Here is a 25,982-nt window from a genome sequence, read left to right as displayed (position 1 = left end):
GAATTGCCGGGGCAGACGGTCTCGTTAAAGTGATTTCAGATAGCATTGGCGCAAAGAATCTGCATTGCGTCGAAGGACAACTTTTTCGCCGGTGCAGCGGCTCAGGAGCTGTATTCGGTTGAACTATGGAGGCTCGTGGGTTGATGTTGCGGAGCGGGCGATCACAAGAATACAAACAATAAAAAACGTCAACGCGAATGTAGGACGTTCGAATCCTTTAATTCCAGTACAGCGATAGAAAACCCTGCCAAACTATCTGCATTGTAAAAACCCATTCGACTACGAATATCCGGATCTAAATTATACTTAGATAAGGCACTGCTTTGATCAACACTTTCCGTCGCAGCAAAAACTTTATTAGCGTCGGCGGAAAACAAATCCGCCTCCGACGCTTCTCCTTTTATCATCCTCAACGACTGTTTCTTGACTACTTCATTGAACATCTCTATACCATAGGGGTCATTCTTCCCATATCGACCAAGCGCTCCTGCGCCTCGACCAAGATAATAATAATCCACCGTCCCAAAAATCTCGTCCTGATGGCTAATTTCATGAATAAACATTGAAGCAATAATCCCAACTTGGGCGACCTCTAAAAATTTTTTATTGATATATATATTTTTATCCAAATCTCCAATCAAAACGAATGCAGAATCACCTTTTTCCGCACCAAGAAAAATAATCACTTCAGAAACCCCACGTTCTACCGCATCAACACCAGACAATATTTTTTTGTATCGGTCTTCCAAATATGAAGCGCCAGCCGACTTATACTCACCAAAAAAAGTGTAATATAATGACCCGCCAAACTCTGGATCAATCGATTCATTCATCGCAAATACTAATGCTTTTTTTGCGACCATCAAGCCATCGATCAGAGCATCATACAGCGCAGGTGCATGTTTTCTAATATTATCCATCCCTCGTTGCATAACCAGATGATGCACCCCATAATTTTTTTCAAGACCAATACGATAATCACTTACAGGCGCTGGGGTATTTCCTTCAAGATCTATGTAGTTAATTGGGTTGTTTCTGACAAACCGATAAAAATTCACCCCATCCACATCCCCCGCCGGATCCGGATTCAACCAGCGCTGCAACCAAGGCGCGTAATACCGCGCCCCGTAGTAATAAAGCCCTGTCGCGTCGCGCTCTTTACCTGAATAACGAATGGTCTTGTAGCTGCTTTCCACTTCATGCCGCCCGGCCAGCCACGCCGTGCCGCCGTAGGGGTAGTACACTTCCTGGCTGATCACCCACGCCTGCGCATCCACTTCAAAGACACTCGACCTCAGGTGATCGTCAAAGCAATAACGCAACTGGTCGTTATCCAACTCCGCGGGTGGTGGGCTGTCCCAGTGCAACAGGCGGACAGTGCATCGGCCGGCCTGAATGTTGATGACCTGGAGTTGTTCCCCTGTAGCGCTGTTGCTGCGCAGTTCGATGCCCGGTAGATAGCGCACCTCAGCGGTATGGACGATGGACTTGGCAGCCATCGTGCGGGACCTTCGAAGACGTGTGCCCTCACTGTCGTAGACATAACGCTCGGCGTCATCAACACCGTCTAAACGCTCGACCTGCGTGACCTGGGCCAATTGATTGCGGGCATTCCACTGCAACCGTTGCCCCGGTTGCAGTTCAAGCAGATTGCCCCGCGCATCAAAGGATTCATCAATGCCCACCAATCCTGAGTGAACCTTGACGCTGCGATTACTCAGCGTTGCGACCTGCATCGTCAACGTGTCGTCCATCGCACCATGATGAATACGCTGCAACAGATTACCCGCTTCATCATAAAGATAGGTTTCGCTGTAGTTGCTCCAGCGGCTGGCATCCGGTGCGCCGTAGGGCTGCCATTCCGGCAGCGCCGGCCCGAGTGAGGGCCTGGCGCTTTCCCAACCGCTGGCGCTGATCAATTGGTGCAGCGTGTCGTAGGTGAAACGCCGCACCGGCTCGATGCGCTGGTTGGCAAAGTGCTGACTGGGCAGTGCCGCGTCGGTGATTTCGGTGATATTGCCCACCGCGTCGTAGCGATAACTGAGCTTTTGCAAAAAGGTTTGATCCGGGCCTTTCGTGGCCAACAACATCAAGTGTCCATCCGCTGGATCATAAGTGCTGGAACTGCGCATGCCGTTACCGGCGAGTTCGTGTTCCACCTGGCCGGACGCGCTGTATTGGATGGCACTGACCAGCGTATCGGCGCCGGTTTGCCCGGCGCGTTGCAGGCCCACTGAATGCAGCTGGCCGGCGAGGTCCAGAGTGAAATGCCGGGTATGGCCTTTAGCGTCGGTTTGCGTGCGTGCTTCGCCCGACGGTGCGTAGGTCCACGACGACTGCGCTCCCTCGCCAGGCTCCAATAAATCGTCGCGATCAACATCCGAAAGAGGCCAGTGAACCGGATCGACACTGCTCAGAAAGTGTCGATGCTCACGCAGCTCCGCCGCCGACAATCCATAATCAACGATCAAACGACTGCCCGCCGGATCATCCTGCCGAATGAGTTGGCCACAGCGGTTGTGCAGTGCGTGATCGTCATCTACGACGCCCCAGCTCATGCGCTCGACGCAACGCTCAGGTTCGCCCGGCATTTGCTCATGCACCGCGACAGCTCGCAATAAAGAATCATGCTCGCTGCGACGATGCCAGCCACGTTGATCCCAAGCCTCAAGCGCCTGCCCCGCTGCGCCCGGCAACCCGAGTTGCCAACCGGCATCAACGCTGTCGCTGCACAGCGTTTGCGCCGAAAGGCTAGAAGTCGTGGTCAGGTTCACCGGCACCGAGGCATCGCCCCGACTCAACGCAAATAATCGTGGATCGCGCTGTTGAACAAGCCGACCAACCGGATCAAACATTTGCTGCGTCACCCGCGCCGTGGGCGACTCATCGGCTGCCTGGCGCCAGTACGCCACCGCGCGAATGGGTAAACCGCGTGAGTCAACAGCGCTGAGTGAGGGCGTGTGAGCGTTCAAGTCGAGGTGGCCTGTTGAAGACTACCGCGAATCTAGGCCCACACAGGATTGGCGTCTACTGTCAGAATTAACAGCTAAGAGTACTAAAGCTGCCAATCAGGCAGGAAATCCCACAGCATCCACTCAATAGAACCCGTAGAAGCTATATAACCAATACCGGTTTTACAAAGATCAAATAACACTTAAAACCTGTAAGTTCTTACAGTAGACGCTTATTTCCTCGACGCTTATAAAACCCCAAAAGCAACTCTTAGACAGACGACATGATGCTCCATCTAAAGCAGTCCAACCATCAGGAAGATCAAGATGAACAATCCACGAAACAAGATTGATGACTTTACCGATTTCGAGACCGGCCTTAATGGGTGGAGTTCCATTCAGGGCACCCATCGAATCAAAACCGAAGGAGAAAATAATTACTTGGGCTTCATTGGGACCGGCACGCGCCCTCCACACTTTCACATTGAAAAAAATTTCGTCCTCCTTGCGGCCATGAAACTAAAAGTCAGTTTCGACATGCGCATCACGAATGGCGTGAGTATCAAAAAATTTTACATGGGGAAAACCCAGAGTTTTCTTTAAGCCCTGTACCACAAGGTGACGGTGAGTGGCATAAATATGAAGTTGAATGGACGTCGGGCAGTACCCAGGCAAACATTTTTCCATTAGGCGCAGACTTACTCCCTGACAGCCCGGCAAACATGAATATTGATTTCGACAATATTTCCATCAAAGAACAGTAACCGGGAAAACGTCGCATGCGCTTAATGACTTCTCTCCTCTTGAGAAATCATTAAGCGCCTTTAAAAAACAACTAGAAACTGCCAGCCCTAGCCGCACACACATCCGTCCTTTATCGACCGCCCCCCAAATCAACAAACGTCCCCGTCGCATACGAAGCCTTGTCCGACAACAACCAGACAATCGCCTCCGCCACTTCGTCCGGACGCCCGCCCCGGGCCATCGGAATCGCCGATTCCAGCTTGCTGACCCGATCCGGATCGCCGCTCAAGGCATGGAAATCGGTATAGATGAAGCCGGGGCGCACGGCGTTGACCCGAATCCCCTCGCCCGCCACTTCCTTGGACAGGCCGATGGTGAAGGTGTCCAGCGCGCCTTTGGAGGCCGCGTAGTCGACGTACTCGTTGGGCGAGCCCAAACGTGCGGCCACCGAGGACACGTTGACGATGCTGCCGCCCTGCCCGCCGTGCCTGGGCGACATGCGCAGGATCGCGTGCTTGGCACAGAGGATCGGCGCCAGGACGTTGGTTTTCATGATTTTGAGAATGCGGAACTCGGACATCTCGTCGACCCGGGACTTTTGCCCAACAGTGCCGGCGTTGTTCACCAGCGCGGTGACCCGACCCAGTTCAGTGTCTACCCGGTGGAACAGTGCGATGACTTCGTCTTCGATGCTGACGTCGGCCCGTACTGCAATGGCTTGCGCACCGAGGGCGCGGACTTGCTCCAGCACGCCCAGTGCAGCCTTTTCGTCAGCCTGGTAGTTGATGCAGATCCGATAGCCCTGCGCGGCGGCCAACAGCGCGGTGGCGGCACCAATGCCGCGGCTACCGCCGGTGATGACGATGACTTTGTCCATGCGAGCTTTCCCCCAATCAAAGCTTAAGCGGTCGGGGGCTAGAATAACCGCCATTGGCGGTTTTTGCATGGCTTCACATCAGCTGTCATGTCATCGACATCTCGCGCCCGGCACTGGCTTTCAACTGCTCGACCAATTGCTCCCCGCGATGGATTTCCACCATGAAACCTGCGGCTGGCAGCGGATGCCCCAGCAGGTACCCCTGCAATGAATCGCAACCGAGCTGCGTCAGGAAGTCCTGCTGCACCCCCGTTTCCACACCTTCGGCGACGATACGCAACCCCAGCGCCTGGCCAAGGGCCACGATGGCCGAAACGATGGCGGCGTCATCGCTGTCGTGTTCCAGGTCGCGGACAAAACCGCGGTCGATCTTCAGCTCGTTGGCCGGCAGGCGCTTGAGGTACATCAAGCTCGAATAACCAGTGCCAAAATCGTCGATGGACAGGTCGACGCCCATTTCCGACAGTTCCTGCAGCACCGTCATGCTCGCATCGGCATCGCTCATCGCAGTGGTTTCAGTGATCTCCAGGGTCAGGCTGTTGGCCGGCAGATGGTGCGTCGCCAGGGCCTTGGCGACGCTCTGGACCAGCCCGGCATGGCAAAACTGAATGGCCGACAGGTTCACCGCGATGCGCCAATCGGTGTAGCCGAGCACGTACCACTCGCGCATCTGGCGGCAGGCTTCGTTGAGCACCCATTCGCCGATTGGAATGATCAGACCGGTCTTTTCCGCCATTTCGATGAACTTGTCCGGCAACAGCATCCCTTGCGTCGGGTGCTCCCAGCGCAACAAGGCCTCGGCGCCCACAGGCCGGCCATTGGCGGCGTCGAACTTGGGCTGGTAATACAGGCTGAATTCCTGATGTTCCACGGCATTGCGCAGGTCCTGCAGCAATTGCAGCTGTTTGCGGGCGTTACTGTTCATCGAGACATCGAAAAAGCTGTAGCCGTTTTTACCCGCGCCCTTGGCGTGATACATCGCTGCGTCGGCGTTCATCAGCAATTCATGGGCGGACTGCCCGTTACCCGGGTAGAGCGCGATGCCGACGCTGGCGGAAATGTGTAAATCATGTTCGGCAACCCGGAACGCTCGCGCGATCAACCCGACCTGGTGGGCCGCGAGGTTCAAGGCGTCGATCTGTTCGCTCAATTGCACCAGCAACACGAACTCATCGCCGCCGATCCGCGCCAGGGTGTCCTGGCTGCGCAAGTCTTCGCGCAGGCGCACGGCCACTTCGCGCAACAGCAGATCACCCATGTGGTGGCCGAAGGCATCGTTGACCGGTTTGAAGCCGTCCAGGTCGATGAACATCAGGGCAAAGCACCCCCCCTGTTCCCGGACCCGCGACATGGCCTGATCGATTCGATCGGCGAGCAGCGTCCGGTTCGGCAACCCGGTGAGGGTGTCGTGCAGGGCCAGTTGGGTCAGTTCACGGTTGGCCTCGGTCAGCGACTGGGCCAGGCTCGCGGTGCGAGCCTCCAGGCGTGCATCGAGGATCGAGGTCAGCAAGGCAATGCTCAGCACCGCCAACGTGGTGATCAGCACCAGGTTGTCCAGGCCATTGCCGCTCAATCCATTGACCGCTGCGCCACAAAAACTGCCGTCGGCAAAGCGCGCGGCGGCCATCCCGGTGTAGTGCATGCCGACGATGGCGATGCCCATGATCACGGCGGCGCCACCACGGATCAGGCGGACATAAGGCGTGTGCTGGCGCAGACGGAATGCGATCCACAATGCTGCGCCCGATGCACCGACCGCAATCAGCAGCGAGGCACCGAACAGCGTCGGGTCGTAGTCAATGCCCGGTTGCATGCGCATGGCGGCCATGCCGGTGTAGTGCATCGCGCTGATGCCGGCGCCCATGACCAACGCACCAAAGGCCAGCTGCCAGGCCGGCAATTGCGGCTGGCTGACCAGCCACAGCGCAAAACCGCTGGAGAGCACGCCGATTAGCAGCGACAACAGGGTGATCGTGCCGTCGTACCCCAGGTCGATCGGCAACTTGAACGCGAGCATGCCGATAAAGTGCATCGACCAGATGCCGATGCCCATGGCAATGGCCCCGCCCGCGGTCCACAAATGCACGGCGCGGCCTTTGGCGGTGGCAATGCGTCCGGTCAGGTCGAGTGCGGTGTAGGAGGCGAGAATCGCTACACAGAGCGAAATGATGACCAGGGTGGGGGAATAGCTACCGATGAGCATGGGGACTTCTCGCGAATGCCCCCTTGTTAATGGCTTTCATTCTCGGGTGGGGGCAAATGCGGCGATTGTACTGATTCCAAATGAGAACGCACCCACAAAATGAGCAAAGGGCCATCAGTCCGATGAAACGCTTGTTTTAAGGTTTTACATTAACTCCTTTCGAACGCACAAAACCTGTGGGAGCGAGCTTGCTCGCGATAGCGGTGGGTCAGGCAACATCCATGCTGAATGTGACGCAGCCATCGCGAGCAAGCTCGCTCCCACAGGGATTGCAGCGTGCGTTAGATTGCACTATCGGTTTTCGCTCACCTGAAGCTGCCCATCCCAGCCACCTCCCAACGCGGCAATCAATTGCACGCTGGCTATCAAGCGGCTTTGCAACAGGTCCAGGTTGCTGCGCTCATTGCTCAGCGCCGCCGCCTGGGTCACCACCACATCGATGTACGCGATCAAGCCGGCCTTGTACTGGTTCTGGGTCAGGCGCAACGATTCACGGGCGGCGTCCAGTGCCTGTTGGCGCACGACGGCTTCGTCCTGAAGCACCTTGAGCTGCACCAGGAAGTTTTCCACTTCGCGGAAGCCGTCCAGCACGGTCTGGCGATACTTGGCCACCGTTTCGTCATAGGCCGCTTCACTGCGGTCGACTTCCGCCGAGCGCTGGCCGCCGTCGAACACGGTCATGGCCAATTGCGGTCCGACCGACCAGAAGCGGTTCGGCAGACTGATCCAATTGGAATAGGTGCTGCTGCTGTAGCCGCCGTTCATGTTCAGGGTCAGGTCGGGGTAATAGGCGGCCTTGGCCACGCCGATGTTGGCGTTGGCGGCCATCACCGAGCGCTCGGCGGAAGCGATGTCCGGGCGACGCTCCAGCAACTGCGAAGGCAGTGCCTGCGGTACTTGCGGCAACTGCGGAATGTCCTGGCTTTCCGCCAGGCTGAATTCTGCCGGTGGCAAGCCGATCAGCACGGCAATGGCGTTCTCGAACTGGGCGCGTTGCCAGATCAGGTCGATCATATCGGCTTCGGTGCCTTTGAGCTGTGTCTGGGCCTGGGCCACCGCGTCCTTGCCCGATACGCCGGCACGGTACTGGTTCTCGGTCATTTTCAACGAACGCTGATAAGCCTCGACCGTGTCCTGGAGCAAGCGTTTCTGGCCATCGATCACGCGCAGTTGCAGGTAATTCTGCACCAGCTCCGACTGTTGACTCAGGCGCATCGCGGCCAGATCGGCAAAGCTTGCCTGGGCATTGGCGGTGTCGGCTTCGAGGCCTCGGCGCAGCTTGCCCCATACGTCCGCTTCCCAACTGACGCCCGCCTGGGCCGAGTACGTGTCGCGAATACCGCTGGACGAACTGCTCAGGCTGGAGCTGCTGCTGCCGGTGCCCTGGCTTGAACGGTTCTTGCTGACGTTCAGGTCCACCGTCGGGAAAAACGCCCCGCGTGCGCTGCGCACCAAGGCCTGGGCCTGACGGTACTGCGCTTCGGACTGGGCGACGGTCTGGTTGGCGCTGTTGAGTTTTTCGATCAGGTCGTTGAGCTGCCGGTCGCCATACAACTCCCACCACGCACCACGCGCCAGGGCATCGCTGGGGTTGGCCTGACGCCAGCCCTCTGCGGCCTTGTACTGCGCAGGCTCCGCGGTTTGCGGGCGCTGGTAATCCGGGCCGACGGCGCAGGCACTGAGCATCGCCACGCACAGTGACAGGCTCAACACACGCGAGCCTCGAGCCGTGATCAGTGGTGCAGCCAGGTTGAAAAGCGAACGTTCAGTCATAGCGGAGTTTCCAGAGCAGCATCGGTACGCACCCCACGCCATTTATTGAAGCGATGGCGCAGTTTGTCGAGATAGAGGTAAACCACCGGGGTGGTGTAAAGCGTCAGCACCTGGCTGAAGATCAGCCCGCCGATGATGGTCAGGCCCAACGGCTGGCGCATTTCCGCCCCTTCGGCGCGGCTCAGCAGCAACGGCAAGGCACCGAGGATCGCCGCCAGGGTGGTCATCAGAATAGGTCGCAAACGTTGCAGGCAGGCGCTGCGAATCGATTCCAGCGGTGCCATGCCCTGGTGTCGCTCCAGCTGCAACGCCAGGTCGATCATCAGGATGGCGTTTTTCTTCACTACCCCAATCAGCAGGAACAACCCGAGCAACGAGATCAGGCTGAATTCGCCACCCAGCACATAGATCGACAGCAGCGCGCCGACCCCGGCTGACGGCAAGGTCGAGAGGATCGTCAGCGGGTGGATGTAGCTTTCATACAACACACCCAATACCAGATACACCGCCACCAGTGCCCCCAGAATCATCCACGGCTGACTTTTTTGAGTCGCCGCGAAAGCGTTGGCTGTGCCGGCCATTTTCGCGATCACGTCTTCCGGCAGGCCGACCTTGGCAATCGCTCGTTCAATGGCGGCACTGCCCTGCTCCACCGTCACGCCTTCGGCCATGTCGAAGGCAATGCTTTCCGAAGCAAACTGGCCTTCGTGGCTGACCCGGTCGTTTTCCAGGCTGTTTTCGTAATGGGCAATGGTTGACAGCGGGATCCGCGCGCCGTCAGCGGTGATCACCTGGACTTGCTTGAGGGTGATCGGGTCCTGGGCGTATTTCGGATTGACCTCCATCACCACCTGATACTGGTTGAGGCTGTCGTAGATGGTCGATATCTGCCGCTGGCTGTAGGCGTTGTTCAGCACCGCCGTGACCATGTCCATGTCGACACCCAGGCGCTTGGCCTGGTCACGGTCGACGATCAGGGTCACTTGCCGCGCGCCCCGACCTTCCCGCGCATCGATCGCCGTCAACTCCGGCAAGGCCCTGAGCGCGGTGACGACTTTCGGATACCACTCGCGCAAGGCACCCAGATCCCCGCTCTGCAGGATGTACGAGTATTGCGAGGTGGTCTGCTCGCGACCGCCACCGAATTGCAGGTCCTGGTCCGCCATGAGCATCAGTTGCGCACCGGGAACCTTGGGCATTTCCTTGCGCAGGCGTTCGATGACTTTCTGCGCGGAAATGCTGCGCTCCTTGATCGGCTTGAGGCGTACCAGCATGAAGGCGTTGTTGGTGCCGTTGTTGCCGCCAATGAAGCCGGCGACGCTTTCTACCGCCTCGTCCTTCAACACCGCGCGGCGGAAAATCTCCATCTTCGGCTGCATCACACTGAACGACAGGCCGTCGTCGCCGCGCACGAAACCGATCAGCTGGCCGGTATCCTGTTGCGGCAAAAACGTCTTAGGAACAACAACGTACAGCGCAATATTCACACCAATTGTCACGAACAGACTGAGCAAGGTCAGACGCTTGTGGCGCAGTACCCAGTCGAGGCTGGTGGCGTATTTGCCGACCATCCAGTCGTTGGTCCGCCGGCTCCAGCGTTGCAGGCGGTTCTCCTGCCCCGGCGTGTGCGGCTTGAGCCAGCGGGCGCAGAGCATCGGGGTCAGGGTCAACGACACCACCAGCGAGACCACGATGGCCGCCGCCAGGGTGATGGAGAATTCGCGGAACAGGCTTTCAATGATCCCGCCCATGAACAGAATCGACAGGAACACCGCCACCAGCGACACGTTCATCGACAACAAAGTAAAGCCGACTTCCTGGGCACCCAGGTACGCGGCCCGCATCGGCCGCACGCCTTCGTCGATGTGCCGGGAAATGTTCTCCAGCACCACGATGGCATCGTCCACCACCAGCCCGGTGGCCAGGATCAGCGCCATCAGCGACAGGTTGTTCAGCGAAAAACCGTAGAGGTACATCACGGCAAAGGTACCGACCAGCGACACCGGCACCGCCAGGGTCGGGATCAGCGAAGCGCGGAAGTTACCGAGGAACAGGAACACCACCAGGATCACCAGCGCCACGGCGATCAGCAAGGTCATTTCCGCTTCGTGCAACGTGGCCTTGATCACCGGCGAGCGGTCCATGGCCAGGTTCAGCTTGACGCTGGCCGGCAGCACCGCCTGCAACGCCGGCAACTGCGCCTTGATCTCGTTGACGGTCTCGATGATGTTGGCGCCGGCCTGCCGGTTGATCACCAGCAGCACCGCCGCGTCATCGTTGAAGAATCCGCTGTTGTAGCGGTCCTCGACGCCATCGCTGACCTTCGCCACATCCTTCAGGCGCAGGGCCGCGCCGCCGTTGTAGTGGATGATCAGCGACTCGTAGTCCTTGGCTTTTTCCAGCTGGTCGTTGGCCTGGACCTGCCACAGCCGTTGATCGTCTTCCACCGAGCCCTTGGGCCGGCGCACGTTGGCATTGGCGATGGTGTTGCGCACATCGTCCAGGGCCACGCCGTACTGGTTCAGCGACTGCGGTTCGAGCTCGATACGCACCGCCGGCAACGAACTGCCGCCGATCTGCACCTCGCCGACGCCCTGCACCTGGGACAGGCTCTGGGACAGAATCGTTGAGGCCAGGTCATAGAGCTGGCCTTTTTCCAGTACATCGGAGGTCAGCGACAGCACCATGATCGGCGCCTGGGACGGGTTGACCTTCTTGTAGGTCGGCATGCTGCGCATCCCGCTCGGCAACAGGGTGCGCGAGGCATTGATGGCCGCCTGCACTTCCCGCGCCGCGCCGTTGATGTCGCGGTCCAGGTCGAATTGCAGGATCACCCGGGTCGAACCCTGGCTGGAACGGCTGCTCATGGTGTTGACCCCGGCAATGCTGCCGAAGGAGCGTTCCAACGGCGTGGCCACGGTCGACGCCATCACCTCGGGGCTGGCCCCGGGCAGGCTGGCCTGGACCACGATCACCGGAAAGTCCATTTGCGGCAGCGGCGACACGGGCAGCAAACCGAAGCTCACGCCGCCCAGCAGCATGATCGCCAGGCTCAGCAACATGGTCGCGACCGGGCGCTTGATGAAAGGTCCCGAGAGATTCATCGATGACGGCTCCCGGCACCAACCCACGAGCCCTGCAGCCCCCCTGTGGGAGCGGGCTTGCTCGCGAAGAGGGCCTTGCATTCAACATCCCTGTCGACTGACCGGACGCCTTCGCGAGCAAGCCCGCTCCCACAGGTTATGCAGGCCGTCATACCACCGTCTCCTGAGCGCCGGTCTTGCCAAAGCGGCGTCCCAATCGATCGAAGTACAGGTAAATCACAGGCGTGGTGAACAGCGTCAGAATCTGGCTCAGCAACAGGCCGCCGACCATCACCAGACCCAGCGGCTGGCGCAGTTCCGCGCCGGAACCGGTGGCCAGCATCAACGGCACCGCACCGAACAGCGCGGCCAGGGTGGTCATCAGGATCGGCCGGAAACGCAGCAGGGCCGCCTGATAGATCGCCGTTTGCGGGTCCATGCCCTGGTTGCGTTCGGCGTCGAGGGCGAAGTCGATCATCATGATCGCGTTCTTCTTCACGATGCCGATCAGCAGAATGATGCCGATGATCGCGATCATGCCCAGGTCGTTGCCACTCAGGATCAACGCCAGCAACGCGCCCACCGCCGCCGACGGCAAGGTCGAGAGAATGGTGATCGGGTGGATATAGCTCTCGTAGAGCACGCCCAGCACGATGTACATGGTCACCACCGCCGCCAGGATCAGCAGCAAGGTGCTCGACAGCGAGGCCTGGAAAGCCTGCGCCGCGCCCTGGAACTGGGTCTGCACGCCAATCGGCATGCCGATGTCCTTTTGCACCTGTTCGATGATCTCGACCGCATGCCCCAGCGCCACGCCGGGCGCCAGGTTGAAGGACATCATCACCGCCGGGAACTGGCCGATGTGGGTGATCGCCAGTTGCGCCTGACGCTCTTCGATGTGCGCCAGGCTGGAAAGGCGTACCTGACCGCCGTCGGTGGTCTTGACGTGAATCTGGTTCAACGCATCCGGGCCGATTTTCTCGCCGGACTGCGATTGCAGCACCACGCGGTACTGACTGGCCTGGGTGTAGATCGTGGAAATCTGCCGCTGACCGAAGGCGTCGTACAGCGCATCGGTGATGTTCGACACCGACACCCCGACCCGCGATGCCGCATCGCGGTCGATCACCAGGTAGACCTGCAAGCCCTTGTCCTGCAAATCGCTGGCAACGTCGGTCAATTCCGGCCGGTCGGCCAAGGCCTCGACCAGACGCCCGCTCCACAGGCTCAGCAACGCCGAGTCCGGCGACGACATGCTGAACTGGTACTGCGTACGGCTGACCCGGTCTTCGATGGTCAGGTCCTGCACCGGCTGCATGTACAGGCGGATGCCCACCAGTTTGTCCAGTTCCGGTTGCAGCCGGGCAATCACTTGCGTGGCGCTCAGGTCGCGGTCGTTGTGCGACTTGAGGTTAATCAGCAACCGACCGCTGTTGAGGGTCGAATTGTCGCCATCCACGCCAATGTAGGAGGACAGGCTCTCGACCGCCGGGTCGGCCAGGATGACCTTGGCCAGTTCCTGCTGGCGCTCGCTCATGGCGGTGAAGGAAATCGATTGCGGCGCTTCGGAAATGCCCTGGATGACGCCGGTGTCCTGCACCGGGAAGAAGCCCTTGGGCACTACCATGTAGAGGAATACCGTCAGCGCCAAAGTGCCAATGGCCACCATCAGGGTCAGTGGCTGGTGCTTGAGCACCCACTGCAACTTGCGTCCGTAGGCGGCGATCATCCAGTCGATGAACGCGCCACTGGCGCGGTAGAAGCGGCCCTGCTCTGCTTCCTTGGGTTCACGCTTGAGCAACCGCGCGCACATCATCGGCGTCAGGGTCAGGGAAACCACCAGGGAAATCAGGATCGCCACCGCCAAGGTGATCGCGAACTCGCGGAATAGCCGCCCGACCACGTCCGCCATGAACAGCAGCGGGATCAGCACGGCGATCAGCGACAACGTCAGGGAGATCAGGGTGAAGCCGATCTGCCTGGCGCCCTTGAGCGCCGCGTTCAGAGGGCTGTCGCCTTCTTCGATGTATCGGGAAATGTTCTCCAGCATGACGATCGCGTCGTCCACCACGAAACCGGTGGCGATGGTCAGGGCCATCAGGGTCAGGTTGTTGACCGAGAACCCCGCCAGGTACATCACGCCGAACGTACCGATCAGTGACAGCGGCACGGCCACCGACGGAATGATCGTGGCGCTGGCGCGACGCAGGAACAGGAAGGTGACCATGACCACCAGGGCGATGGCGATCAGCAATTCGTGCTGCACGTCCTTGACCGAGGCGCGGATGGTCTGGGTGCGGTCGGTCAGCACCACCACGTCGAGGCCGGCCGGCAGGTTGTCGGTGATGCTCGGCAGCAGGGCCTTGATCCGGTCCACCACCTCGATGACGTTGGCGCCGGGCTGACGCTGGATGTTCAGCAGCACGGCCTGGTTCTCGTTGGCCCACGCAGCGAGCCGCTCGTTCTCGGCGCCGTCGATGATTTCTGCGACGTCCTTGAGCCGCAACGGCGCGCCGTTGGCGTAGGCCAGGATCAGGTTGGCGTAGTCCTTGGGCGAGGTCAGTTGATCGTTTGCATCGAGCATCGAGACCCGGGTCGGGCCGTCGAAGTTGCCCTTGGGCTGGTTGACGTTGGAGGCGCCGATCAGGGTGCGCACGTCCGAAAGGTTCAGACCATTGGCGGCCAGCGCTTCCGGGTTGACCTTGATCCGCACGGCCTGGCGTTGACCGCCGGCAATGCTGACCATGCCGACGCCGCTGATCTGGGCAATTTTCTGCGCCATGCGCGTATCGACCAGGTCATTGAGCTTGGGCAGCAGCATGGTCTTGGAGGTGATGGCCAGGGTCAGCACCGGCGTATCGGCCGGGTTGACCTTGTTGTACACCGGAGGCGCCGGCAGGTCCTTGGGCAACAGGTTGGTCGCGGCGTTGATCGCCGCCTGCACCTGCTGCTCGGCCACGTCCATGTTGATGTCGAGGCTGAAACGCAGGGTCAGTACTGACGCGCCGCCGGAACTGGTGGAAGCCATTTGCGTCAGGCCGGGCATCTGCCCGAACTGCCGCTCAAGCGGTGCGGTCACCGCGCTGGTCATGACATCCGGGCTGGCGCCGGGGTACAGGGTCATGACGCGAATGGTCGGGTAATCGACCTGAGGCAACGCCGACACCGGCAGCAGCCGATAGGCGATGACGCCGGCCAGGATAATCGCCAGCATGCTCAGCGTGGTGGCTACCGGGCGAAGGATGAACAGCCGCGAGAGATTCATGCGCCGCCCTTTTTCGCCTTGTCGGTGGTCGCAGGCTCAGCCGCGTTGACCGCCGACTTGCCTTGCAGGTGTTCGGTTGGCGTGGTCGGCACGTCCTGGCTGTCGTTGACCACCTCCACGTCGCTGCCGTCCTTCAGGCGGTCGGTGCCCTCCAACACGACCCGGTCGCCCGCGGACAGGCCTTCGATGACCACGGTGTTCACGCCGTCACTGGCGCCGACTTTCAACTGACGGATCTTGACCTTCTTGTCACCGTCCAGGGCATAGGCGAACGTGCCGTTGGTGCCGAACTGGATCGCGGCGGAAGGCGCCAGTACTACGTCTTTGAGGGTGTCGGCCAGCAGGCGCACGTTGACGAACTGGTTGGGGAACAGCGACTGATCCCGGTTCTCGTAACGAGCCTTGAATTTCAGGGTGCCGGTGGTGACGTCGATCTGGTTGTCCAGGCTTTGCAGCACGCCAGTGGCTTGCAATTTGGTATCACCACGATCCCAGGCTTCAGTCGGCAACTTGGCGCCACTGCGATAACGGGCGAGCACGGTGTCGAGGCTGTTTTCCGGAAGGGTGAAGGCCACGCTGATCGGCTGGGTCTGGGTGATGATCGCCAATGCAGTGGTGTCGTTGGCCGCGACCAGGTTGCCGACGTCCAGTTGACGCAGGCCGACGCGACCGGTGATCGGTGCGCGGATCCGGGTGAATTCGAGGTTGAGCTTGGCGTCGTTGACCGCCGCCTGATTGGTCTTGACCGTGCCCTGGAACTGACCGACCAGCGCTTCGGCGGTGTCCAGGGTCTGTTTGGCAATACTGTCTTCGCGGTACAGGCCGCGATAGCGCTCGACGTCGACCTGGGCATTTTTCAGCTGCGCCTGATTCTGCAGCAAGGTGCCTTCGGCCTGGAGCAAGGCATTCTGGTAAGGGCGCGGGTCGATTTCGGCCAGCAGGTCACCGGCCTTGACCATCTGCCCTTCTTCGAAATAGATCTTGACCAACTCACCGCCGACGCGGCTGCGGACATTGATGGTGTTCAGCGCCGTGACCGTGCCCAGCGCCTTGAAATACAGCGGGAAATCCCCCTTGACCGCCGGCGCCACTCGCACCGGTACCGGTCCGGACGCGCCACCGAATCCAGGGCGCATTCCGCCTGACCTGCCGGTTTGCCCGGCGACGGCTTTCTGCCCCGCAGCCTCTTTGGGTGCAGCGCTGCCGGGCCAGAATTTCCAGCACAGGGCGGCGATGACCAACAGGACAAGCAGGCCGAACAGCCAGCGACGGGGACTACGGGAAGCGGAGGATTGCATTGAGTGATCAACCATTGGGCGCGTGGGCTTTTTTACATGAGGCTGAACGATAAGCACTGGCGGGTTTTAAGCAAAGCGCCTTTACCGGCAATTTACCTTCGGCTTACGTAACAGGAGTTTTGTGTAAGACACTGAAGCACAAATGAAAACGGCCTGGACAGAGCCAGGCCGTTAATAAGTGTAAAGCTACGCTTATTTCAGAACAGCAAGTGCCGCTTCGTAGTTCGGCTCGTCAGCGATTTCGCCAACCAGTTCGCTGTGCAGCACGTTGTCGTTTTCGTCCAGAACCACCACAGCACGGGCGGTCAGGCCTTTGAGCGGGCCTTCGGCGATGGCCACGCCGTAGTTCTGGATGAACTCGGCGCCGCGCAGGGTCGACAGGTTCTGTACGTTTTCCAGGCCTTCGGCGCCGCAGAAACGGGCTTGGGCGAACGGCAGGTCAGCGGAGATGCACAGTACGACAGTGTTGGCCACGTCGCTGGCCTTGGCGTTGAACTGGCGCACGGAGGTGGCGCAGGTCGGAGTGTCGATGCTTGGGAAGATGTTCAGTACTTTGCGCTTGCCGGCAAAGTCTTTCAGGGTGACGTCGGACAGATTGCCGGCAACCAGGGAAAAGGCTGGCGCCTTGGAACCGGCTTGTGGCAGTTGGCCGTTGACTTGAACCGGGTTGCCTTTAAGAGTGACTTGAGCCATGAACGGAGTCCTTCTGACGTTGGTGTGGAGAGTTTTGACGAGGCCGAAGTTAACCACGAAATTGTCCGACGACCTACGGTCAAACATAAATTGTCATGTATCAGCACACAAAACTGGATACAACCCACAATCCTGTGGGAGCGGGCTTGCTCGCGAAAGCGCAATGTCATTCAACATCGCTGGCGTTTGATCCGACGCCATCGCGAGCAAGCTCGCTCCCACAGGGTTCGTGTGTTAGCCGAACAAGTCGGCAAACGTACAGAGTACGCTCTCACCCGCCGCAACCCGATGTTCATGACGAAAGGCACGCGACACGTCATCGACGAAAACTTTTTTAACACTCTGTCGAATTGCTCCAGCGTCGTTCGACTATAAATCGAGCCACTCAACTGCAACGGAGACGACACCATGCGATTCATGATCATCATCAAGGCCAGCCAGGATTCCGAAGCCGGCGTCATGCCCAGCCAGGAACTGCTGACGGCCATGGGCAACTACAACGAAGAACTGGTCAAGGCCGGCATCATGCTCGCGGGCGAAGGCCTGCACCCGAGCAGCAAAGGCGCTCGTATAAAGTTTTCAGGAGACAAGCGCTCGGTGATCGACGGTCCCTTCATCGAAACCAAGGAACTGATTGCCGGTTTCTGGTTGTGGAAAGTGAATTCCAAAGAAGAAGCCATCGAATGGGTCAAGCGCTGCCCCAACCCGATGCCGGGCACCGAAGCCGAGATCGAGATTCGGCAGGTGTTTGAAGCCGACGATTTCGGTACCGAGTTCACACCTGAACTGCGTGAGCAGGAAGAGCGGGTTTGGGAGCAGGCGAAGAAGAACTGACGTTGACTGAACCGGCTATTGCTCCAGTTTCCTGTGGAAGCGAGCCTGCTCGTGAGGTGGTCGTCACATTCAACACTTATATTGACTGACAGGCCGCCTTCGCGAGCAGGCTCGCTCACACATTGACTAGATAGCAGCTTAACTTGCTGGAACAACCCCTTGATCTGTATTAACTTTTTAGTACACAAAACCAACAAAAATCTACATGCAAAACGAAAGAATTAAGCCATTCAACTGGATAACCCATGGTTAACTGCTAACTTCATCCGACGAGTCCTACAGGCTTGATCGGAAAGGGATGACGCAGTTACGGCCAAACATAACGGTCGTATGCCCAATCAGCCACCAGGGAACCGGGGGAATAATGTCTAAGAAATTGGGGAAGTACGCCTTTGTCTGGGTGACTTCGCTCGCACCTGCTTTTTGTGCTCACGCGGATAACGCCGAGACGGCCAACAAAAGCAACAACCCGCTGAACCTGGCGCCTGGCGTCAACCTTCAGGATTACTACACCCCCAAGCTGTTCGATACCAACGCTCACACCAACGATGCGCTATTGCGCGGTGCGCTGCCGATGGCCCCGAATGACTTTATCGGTGTCCCGCAATTACTGCGCGTCACCCTCCCCGTCAGCACCCGTCCCGATCCGCATAACGGTTACAGCACCGGCATCGGCGACCTGAACGTGTTTGATATTTTCCTGCTCAAGACCGAAGGCGTGCAGCTGGGCGTCGGCCCGCAAATCACTGCGCCGACCGCCGGGCAGGACGAATTGGGGACTGGCAAATGGCAGGCCGGACTGTCCGCCATCGCCATCGACTCCTCGCCACGCGTCGACCGCAAAGGCGACGGCTTGCCGCAATTCACGCTGTACGCCGGCATCAACGTCACCTTAGCTAAATAAGGACTTTAAAATGAACGTTGCCCTTCGCGCAGCCGGCTTCAGCCTGATGACCATGTTCGTCAGCTGCGGCGTGGGCGCCCAGGAACTTGATACCCGCATCGGCAAAATTGCCATGGAAGGCGAACTGCCAGCCCACGAGTCGATCGCCAGGCTCTACGCCGAACTGGATTTCCAGCAGGCCACCCAGAGTTATCTGTGGGCTTTGCCACTGGTGTCCTACGCCCAGTGGCAGGAAGAATTCCGCGACAAACTGGGTGCCCATAACGGCGACCTGATGGTGCTCGACAGTTACGAAGACAAGCTCGGGGTGATCACGGCCAACGCCACCACGCCGTACATCCTGGGCTTTGTCGATCTCAACGAAACCGGGCCGCTGGTGATTGAACTACCACCTGGCCCGACTGCTGGTGGCGTGGGCGATTTCTGGCAGCGGGCGATCATCGACATGGGCCAGACCGGCCCGGACAAAGGCAAGGGCGGCAAGTACCTGGTATTGCCACCGGGTGCCGAGCCGCCAGCGGATGCCCATAAATACTACCTGGCCAAATCCGAAACCATGAATGTGCTGGTGGGCTTCCGCGTGCTGGATCCAGACCCGGCCAAGGGCAAGGCGCTGGTCGAGCAATTCAAGATGTACCCGTATGCCAAGCGAGCGGAACCTGCCAAAACCAGACTGCTGTCTCCCGGTGGTAAAGCCTGGTCCGGCACCCAGCCTCGTGGCCTGGCGTACTGGGAGCGCTTGCACCAGATCATCCAGAAGGAACCTGTCAACGAGCGCGACCGTTTCTACATGGCCATGCTGGCCAGCCTGGGTATCGAGAAGGACAAGCCGTTCAACCCAAACGACAAACAACGCGCAGCCCTGGAACAGGGTGCACAGGTCGGTGAACTGATCGCCAAGGCCAACACCTTCGCCAAGCGTTTCCCCAATGCCCGATTCTGGCCGGACCGGCAATGGGACAGCGTGCTGAACATCGCCGATCCGTCCCAGCGCGTGGCCTATTACGACCAGTTGTGGGAGCGCAGCGCCTGGTTCTACGAGGCGGTGACCAACACCAAAGGCATGGTCTCGAAAACCCCGGGGCTGGGCCAGACCTACCTCGGCGCCTACACCGACAGCAAGGGCAACTGGCTCGACGGCGGCAAAAGCTATCGCCTGCACGTCGGCGCCAACCCGCCGGCCAAGCAGTTCTGGTCGATGACCGTATACGACATCGACAGCCGCTGCCTGATCGACAACCCGCAGCGCAAGGCCGACCTGTCGTCCCGTCAGGACTTGAAGAAAAACGCCGACGGCTCGGTGGACCTGTACTTCGGCCCGACCGCGCCAAAAGGTTTCGAGGACAACTGGGTGCAAACCCTGCCGGGCAAACACTGGTTCAGCTATTTCCGTCTGTATGCGCCGACAGAAGCCTATTTCGACAAGAGCTGGAAACTCGACGACATCACGGCTGTGCAATGACGCCGAACGTTCAATAAGGGATGTATATGAATCACCGCATTTTGTTCACCGGCCTTGCGCTGACCCTCAGCACCAGCGTCTGGGCCGACTTCACCGCCACCCCGGAGGAAGCCCGGGCCATCGCCAAGGAAGCCTACCTGTACGGTTTTCCGGTAGTAGAGATGTACAAGACGCTCTACACCCAGGCCGTGGACAAGAAGAGCCCGAACTTCAAGGCGCCGTTCAACCAGATCGGCAACACCGCCAAGGCCTTCACCGCCAAGGACACCGCGTTTGTCACGCCAAACGCCGACACGCCCTACTCCTTTGTCTGGATGGACTTGCGCGCCGAGCCACTGGTACTGACCCTGCCGCCGATCGAAGAGCATCGTTATTACTCGGTGCAACTGATCGACGCCTATACGCAGAACTTTGCCTACCTGGGCACCCGCAGCACCGGCAACAATGGCGGGCATTTCATGATCGCCGGGCCCAACTGGCAGGGCCAGCAACCGCTGAACATCGACCGCTTGCTGCGCAGTGAAAGCAACATCGCCTATGCGCTGTACCGCACACAACTGTTCGACGGGAAGGATCTGGCCAAGGTCAAGCAGATCCAGAAGGGTTACAAGGTTGAAACCCTGAGTCATTACGACAAACACAAAGCGCCTGCGGCCGCACCGAAGATCGACTGGCCTAAACCCACGCCGACCATGAGCGAAACCCCGGACCTGTTCCGCTACCTGAATTTCATGCTGTCGTTCGCCCCGGCCCAGGACGTGGAAAAGGACCTGCTGGCGCGCTTCGCCAAAATCGGTATCGAGGCCGGCAAGCCATTGAACTTGAGCCAATTGAGCGCCGATCAACGCAAGGCGCTGGAAGACGGGATCAGCGACGCCAAGGCAGAATTTGCCGAGTTCAAGAAAACCAAAGTCGATACCCACGAGATCACCAGCGGCGATTTCTTCGGCACCCGCGATCACCTCAAGGGCAATTACCTGTACCGCTATGCCGGTGCCAACATGGGGATTTTCGGCAACTCCGCCGAAGAGGCGAACTACATCGGTTATTTCGTCGACAAGGACGGCAAACCGGTCGATGCCTCGAAAAATGACTACACCCTGCATTTCGACAAGGGCGCCCTGCCCCCGGCCGACGCGTTCTGGTCACTGACCATGTACGACGGCAAGAACAAGCTGCTGGTGGCCAACCCGCTCAATCGCTACCTGATCAACTCGCGCATGCTGCCTGACCTCAAGCTCGATGCCGATGGCGGCCTGACTCTTTATGTGCAGCACAAGGCGCCGGCCAAAGACCTGCAAAGCAATTGGCTGCCGGCTCCGAACGGACCGTTCTACGGGATATTGCGCCTGTATTTGCCAAAACCGGAAGTCAGCAACGGCGAATGGAAAATGCCGCTGTTGAACCCCGTCACTCAAAAACAATAAGTGGAGTCAGTCATGATCAGGCCTTTCGTAGTGCGCCCCCTGTTGTTGGCGCTGTGCATGGTCAGCGGCAGCCCGTTGGTACTGGCGGCTGAAGGTGGTGTCGGACGGCCGATTACCGGTCAGCAAGTGTTCTCCAATGCCGGGATCGTGCCCCCGGAGCCGGGTTGGGTCATGTCCCTGACCAGCATCTGGTACGACGGCGATCTCAAGGGCAGCGCCCAGGTGCCGATCGTCGGTGCCCTGAGTACCGGGCTGGACATGAAAGTGTCCTACACCATGGCCAACTTCACCCGTGTCTGGGACACCGGCAAGGGTCGCTGGAATTACGCCTCGGCCATTGGCGTTCCGGTGCAGTACACCGACATCACCGCGAGTATCACCGGCCCTCGCGGCAGAACCCTGGGCACCTCGGACAGCGGCACCCAGTTCGCCGACATGCTGGTGACACCGATTGCTGCCGGCTATCACTTCGACGAGCTCAACCACATATCGTTCTCGCTGCCGATCTACGTGCCGACCGGTGCCTACAACGACGATCGCCTGGCCAACCCCGGTCAGAACAATTACACCTTCATGCCGACCGTGGCCTTCACTCATCTGGACGGCAAGGGCGGCGAATTCACGCTGTCGAGCGGCCTGGAGTTCTACACCGAGAACGACGCCACCGATTATCGCAACGGCAACATCTACACCCTCGATGCGCTGTGGACCCACGGTTTTGGCAACGGCTGGAACGCCGGTATCGCCGCCGGTTACATCCAGCAGATCACCGATGACTCGGGGTCCGGCGCCGACAGCGGCTTCCGTGGGCGCTCCGTGGGTGCCGGCCCGACAGTGGGCTGGACCGGCAAGTTCGCCGACGCCCAGGCCAACTTCAATGCGCGCTGGGTGCCGGAGTTCGACACCAAGAACCGCCCTGAGGGCAATGGATTCAGCGTCAACATGACCCTGGCGTTTTTCTAGGAGACCCCATGAGCGCACTCAACGACCTCAACGCCCTGCAAGCCAGCATCGCCGAAGCGGTGCTCGGCCAGGACCAGGTGATCCGGCAGATGCTCGTCGGTTTGCTGGCCAACGGGCATTTGCTCCTCGAAAGCCTGCCCGGCCTGGCCAAGACCCGCACGGTCAAATCACTGGCCAAACACCTGGACGCGAAGATGAGCCGCATCCAGTTCACCCCGGACTTGCTGCCATCGGACATCACCGGCGCCGAGGTGCTGCATCAGGTCGAAGGCAAGAACGAAATCCGCTTCCAGCCAGGTCCCCTGTTCGGCAACCTGATCCTCGCCGACGAAATCAACCGTGCGCCGGCCAAGGTCCAGGCGGCGTTGCTCGAAGCCATGGAAGAACGCCAGATCACCGTGGCCGGCAACAGCCATGCGCTGCCGGACCTGTTCATCGTGGTCGCCACCCAGAACCCGATCGAACAGGAAGGCACGTACCCGCTGCCGGAAGCACAGATGGACCGTTTCCTGATGAAAGTGCTGCTCGATTACCCCAGCGCGGAAAACGAAAGCCAGGTGCTGCGTCTGCTGCGCGACGAAGAACAGGCCCTCGGCGCCAAGACCGCTGCCGTGCAGGGTTTCTCCCTGTCTCAGGACGTGGTGTTCGCCGCGCGCCGTGAAGTCAGTGCCGTGCATGTCTCCCCGGCCATCGACCGCTACCTGATCGACCTGATCAATGCCACTCGCCACCCGGCCGATTACGACGCCGACCTCGGGCGCTGGATCAGCATCGGCGCCAGCCCCCGCGGCGGCATCGGCCTGGACCGTTGTGCCCGGGCCGACGCCTGGTTGCAGGGCCAGGATTTCGTTTCTCCGGACAACGTCCGCGCCGTGGTGCACCCGGTGCTGCGCCATCGCCTGCAATTGAGCTACGACGCAGTGGCCGACGGCGTGAGCGCCGATCAGGTGCTCGACCGCCTGCTCGATAAAGTGGCGATTCCTGCCTGATGTCCATGAACAGCGCCGACGGCCTGGTGTATGTCTCTCTGGCGCAACTGATGGCCCTGGAGTTCAAGGCCCGTGACCTGAGTTTTCTGGCGCGTCAGCCCCAGGGCAGCATCCTGGCCGGCAACCATGCTTCGCGTTTGCGTGGCCGGGGCCTGAACTTCGATGAACTGCGCCGCTATCAACCGGGGGACGATTTGCGTCACCTCGACTGGCGCGCCTCCCTGCGCACCTGCAAACCGGTGGTACGCACCTTCACCGAAGAGCGCGACCGCCCGGCCCTGATCCTCGTAGACCAGCGCATGTCGATGTTCTTTGGCTCGCAACGCAGCTTCAAATCCGCCGTCGCCGCCGAACTCGGCGCCCTGGCGGCGTGGATGGTGTTCAACGCCGGCGACCGCGTCGGTGGATTGGTCTTCAACGATCAACGCATCGACAGCGTCGCCCCGCTGCGCAGCCGCAAACGGATCGAAGCGCTGTGCAGCCGCATCGCCCAGCAGAACCAGGCACTCAATGCCGCCAACCCGGACGCCGAAGGCGAAGACCAGCTCGACAAGGTCCTGCAGCACTGCCTGGCCGTGGCCGGTCACGATCACCTGATCTGCATCGTCAGCGACTTCGCCGGTGCCGGCGAACGCACCTTGCAACTGATGCGGCAACTGGCGGCGCACAACGATGTGATTGCCATGCAGGTGTATGACCCGCTGGCGCTGAACCTGCCGAAAAACGGCCGCGTGCTGGTCACCCAAGGGCAATTGCAAGTGGAGCTGGCGGTGGATCGGCAACAGGTGCATCAGCCGCTCGGGGATTTTCTCAGCGGGCGGCTCAAGGACGTCGCGACCTTGCTGCGCCGCAGCCAGGTGCCACTGATGATGTTCAGTACTGCCACAGAAGCCCACGAACAACTGCGCGCCGAACTGGGCAAGTTTGCCGGAGGGCGCCGATGAACCCCGCTATCCCGAGCATCGACCAACTCAAGGAAATGGCACTGCCGGCGCCGGTCAGTTATGCACCGCAAACCTGGGGTTGGTGGGCGTTGCTGGCGCTGTTGATCGTTACGCTGGTAGTGCTTGGTGCGCGGCGATACTGGCAATGGCGGCGCGATCGCTATCGGCGCGAGGCGTTGGTGCGGCTGGAGGAATTGCAGCAGCGCAGTAATGACCTGAGTGCGTTGCGCGAGCTTCCGGAACTGCTCAAACGCGTGGCCCTCTCGATGCCATCCTTTGCCTGGAATACATTCCCTGTGGGAGCGGGCTTGCTCGCGAAGGCGTCCTGTCAGTCGACATCAATATTGAATGCAATGGCCTCTTCGCGAGCAAGCCCGCTCCCACAGGGATCTCCTGCGGCGTTAGGAAATGAGGACTGGCAGGCGTTTTTGCAGCGGCACAGTAAACAACCCCTACCTGCCGACCTCAGCCAACAACTCTCGCTACTGGCCTACGCCCCAGACGCAACATTGCAGGCCATGCCCACCGAACAGCGCCAGCAGTTGTTCAGCACCTGCAAAACCTGGGTGGAGCGTCATCATGTGGCAGCTTGATTACCCCTGGCTGCTGATCCTGCTGCCGCTGCCGTGGATCGGCTATCGCTACCTGCCCGATTACCGCGAGGCGCGTAGCGCCGTGCGTGTACCGTTTTTCGCGGCGATGAGCCGTGCTGTCGGCCAGGCCCCGAGCCAGGCCGGCACCCGCAGCAACCGCTGGCAATTGCTCCTGAACCTGCTGGTCTGGACGCTGTTGCTGGTGGCGGCGAGCCGGCCGGTGTTGGTGGAAAAACCCATCGAGCGCCAGCAGCCGGTGCGCGACCTGATGTTGGCCATCGACATTTCCCAGTCGATGGAAACCACCGATTTCACCGACGCCAATGGCCAGAAAATCAATCGCCTGGCCGCGGTCAAGGAAGTGGTGCACGGGTTCATCGACAAACGTAAAGACGATCGAATCGGACTGATCGTGTTCGGCACCGGCGCTTATCCGCAGGCGCCGTTGACCCTCGACCACGCCAGTCTGTCACTGCTGCTGGACGACACCGGCATCGGCATGGCCGGCCCCAACACGGCCATCGGCGACGCCGTCGGCCTGAGCCTGAAACTGCTGGATCAAGCCCACGAGCAGGAAAAAGTGCTGATCCTGCTCACCGACGGCAATGACACCAGCAGTGCCATCACCCCGGATCACGCGGCCGCCATGGCCGCGGCCAAAGGTGTGGTGATTCACACCATCGGCATCGGCGACCCGAATGCCGAGGGCGAAGCCAAGGTCAACCTGCAAGGCTTGCAGGACATTGCCCAGGCCACGGGCGGACGCTTCTTCCGCGCCGAAGACCGCAACGCCCTGGATCAGGTCTACAGCACCCTCGACAAACTCACTCCGCATCAGGTGAAAACCCTCAGCCATCAGCCCAAACGTGATCTGTTCTGGTGGCCGCTGGGCGCAGCCATTGCCCTATTGGCGCTTTATCACCTGGGTGCCCTGCTGCTTCCACGGCTGATGCTCGCCCGTCAACGGCAGGAGGCCTGA

18 protein-coding genes are annotated in these 25,982 nt (G+C 59.9%); 10 read left to right on the top strand and 8 right to left on the bottom strand.

All coding sequences use genetic code 11. From position 1 onward, the window contains the following. Nucleotides 1-188: 188 nt before the first annotated feature. Entirely contained in the window at nucleotides 189-2,972 is a 2,784-nt protein-coding gene (locus KGB28_RS27930; protein ID WP_223448754.1) for an RHS repeat-associated core domain-containing protein, read from the bottom strand. Nucleotides 2,973-3,278: 306 nt separating this feature from the next. On the opposite strand from KGB28_RS27930, the gene KGB28_RS27925 reads away from it, so the two are divergent. Further along, nucleotides 3,279-3,554, top strand: a complete 276-nt coding sequence (locus tag KGB28_RS27925; protein WP_223448753.1) for a hypothetical protein — start codon at nucleotides 3,279-3,281, stop codon at nucleotides 3,552-3,554. A gap of 271 nt (nucleotides 3,555-3,825) precedes the next feature. Here KGB28_RS27925 and KGB28_RS27920 read toward each other — a convergent pair whose 3' ends face one another. The 7 genes from KGB28_RS27920 to tpx all read right to left on the bottom strand — a co-directional run bounded on the left by KGB28_RS27920 (nucleotide 3,826) and on the right by tpx (nucleotide 16,887). Continuing rightward, on the bottom strand, nucleotides 3,826-4,572 hold the full coding sequence (locus KGB28_RS27920; protein WP_150756037.1) for an SDR family oxidoreductase: 747 nt from the start codon (nucleotides 4,570-4,572) through the stop codon (nucleotides 3,826-3,828). 85 nt (nucleotides 4,573-4,657) lie between these two features. Next, nucleotides 4,658-6,775, bottom strand: a complete 2,118-nt coding sequence (locus KGB28_RS27915; protein ID WP_223448752.1) for a putative bifunctional diguanylate cyclase/phosphodiesterase — start codon at nucleotides 6,773-6,775, stop codon at nucleotides 4,658-4,660. Between the two features lie 291 nt (nucleotides 6,776-7,066). Then, nucleotides 7,067-8,548 carry an efflux transporter outer membrane subunit gene (locus tag KGB28_RS27910; protein ID WP_223448751.1) on the bottom strand — a complete coding sequence of 494 codons (1,482 nt, stop codon included), beginning with the start codon at nucleotides 8,546-8,548 and terminating at the stop codon, nucleotides 7,067-7,069. Beyond that, nucleotides 8,545-11,652, bottom strand: coding sequence for an efflux RND transporter permease subunit (locus tag KGB28_RS27905; protein ID WP_223448750.1), 3,108 nt, complete (start codon nucleotides 11,650-11,652; stop codon nucleotides 8,545-8,547). Before KGB28_RS27905 ends, KGB28_RS27910 begins: the two co-directional genes overlap by 4 nt. A 148-nt stretch (nucleotides 11,653-11,800) precedes the next feature. After that, nucleotides 11,801-14,896, bottom strand: a complete 3,096-nt coding sequence (locus KGB28_RS27900) for an MdtB/MuxB family multidrug efflux RND transporter permease subunit (RefSeq protein WP_223448749.1) — start codon at nucleotides 14,894-14,896, stop codon at nucleotides 11,801-11,803. Further along, entirely contained in the window at nucleotides 14,893-16,209 is a 1,317-nt protein-coding gene (locus KGB28_RS27895) for an MdtA/MuxA family multidrug efflux RND transporter periplasmic adaptor subunit (RefSeq protein WP_223448748.1), read from the bottom strand. Before KGB28_RS27895 ends, KGB28_RS27900 begins: the two co-directional genes overlap by 4 nt. 177 nt (nucleotides 16,210-16,386) lie before the next feature. Next, on the bottom strand, nucleotides 16,387-16,887 hold the full coding sequence (gene tpx / locus KGB28_RS27890) for a thiol peroxidase (protein WP_223448747.1): 501 nt from the start codon (nucleotides 16,885-16,887) through the stop codon (nucleotides 16,387-16,389). A 408-nt stretch (nucleotides 16,888-17,295) separates the two neighbouring features. Between tpx and KGB28_RS27885 the strand changes: the two genes are divergently transcribed. The 9 genes from KGB28_RS27885 to KGB28_RS27845 all read left to right on the top strand — a co-directional run bounded on the left by KGB28_RS27885 (nucleotide 17,296) and on the right by KGB28_RS27845 (nucleotide 25,982). Continuing rightward, nucleotides 17,296-17,721 carry a YciI family protein gene (locus KGB28_RS27885; RefSeq protein WP_223448746.1) on the top strand — a complete coding sequence of 142 codons (426 nt, stop codon included), beginning with the start codon at nucleotides 17,296-17,298 and terminating at the stop codon, nucleotides 17,719-17,721. A gap of 364 nt (nucleotides 17,722-18,085) precedes the next feature. Next, nucleotides 18,086-18,625, top strand: coding sequence for a hypothetical protein (locus tag KGB28_RS27880; RefSeq protein ID WP_223448745.1), 540 nt, complete (start codon nucleotides 18,086-18,088; stop codon nucleotides 18,623-18,625). A gap of 10 nt (nucleotides 18,626-18,635) precedes the next feature. Then, nucleotides 18,636-20,087 (top strand): DUF1254 domain-containing protein, encoded by a 1,452-nt coding sequence (locus KGB28_RS27875; RefSeq protein WP_223448744.1) that lies wholly within the window; start codon nucleotides 18,636-18,638, stop codon nucleotides 20,085-20,087. Between the two features lie 26 nt (nucleotides 20,088-20,113). Then, the gene (locus KGB28_RS27870; RefSeq protein WP_223448743.1) at nucleotides 20,114-21,514 is read left to right on the top strand and encodes a DUF1254 domain-containing protein; all 1,401 of its coding nucleotides are present in this window, start codon (nucleotides 20,114-20,116) and stop codon (nucleotides 21,512-21,514) included. Nucleotides 21,515-21,526: 12 nt separating this feature from the next. Further along, nucleotides 21,527-22,477, top strand: coding sequence for a transporter (locus tag KGB28_RS27865; RefSeq protein WP_223448742.1), 951 nt, complete (start codon nucleotides 21,527-21,529; stop codon nucleotides 22,475-22,477). Between the two features lie 8 nt (nucleotides 22,478-22,485). Continuing rightward, nucleotides 22,486-23,466, top strand: coding sequence for an AAA family ATPase (locus KGB28_RS27860; RefSeq protein WP_223448741.1), 981 nt, complete (start codon nucleotides 22,486-22,488; stop codon nucleotides 23,464-23,466). Continuing rightward, a complete protein-coding gene (locus KGB28_RS27855) occupies nucleotides 23,466-24,410 on the top strand; it encodes a DUF58 domain-containing protein (RefSeq protein ID WP_411740608.1) in 945 nt (314 codons plus the stop codon). Before KGB28_RS27860 ends, KGB28_RS27855 begins: the two co-directional genes overlap by 1 nt. Continuing rightward, on the top strand, nucleotides 24,407-25,003 hold the full coding sequence (locus KGB28_RS27850; RefSeq protein WP_223448740.1) for a DUF4381 domain-containing protein: 597 nt from the start codon (nucleotides 24,407-24,409) through the stop codon (nucleotides 25,001-25,003). Before KGB28_RS27855 ends, KGB28_RS27850 begins: the two co-directional genes overlap by 4 nt. After that, a complete protein-coding gene (locus KGB28_RS27845) occupies nucleotides 24,990-25,982 on the top strand; it encodes a vWA domain-containing protein (protein ID WP_223448739.1) in 993 nt (330 codons plus the stop codon). The genes KGB28_RS27850 and KGB28_RS27845 overlap by 14 nt, the downstream gene beginning before the upstream one ends.

This window comes from Pseudomonas sp. BF-R-19 (assembly GCF_019956445.1).
Taxonomy (GTDB): Bacteria; Pseudomonadota; Gammaproteobacteria; order Pseudomonadales; family Pseudomonadaceae; genus Aquipseudomonas; species Aquipseudomonas fluorescens_BH.
The sequence above is the reverse complement of the archived record's forward strand: the minus strand, read 5'-3'. Positions and strand labels throughout refer to the sequence as shown.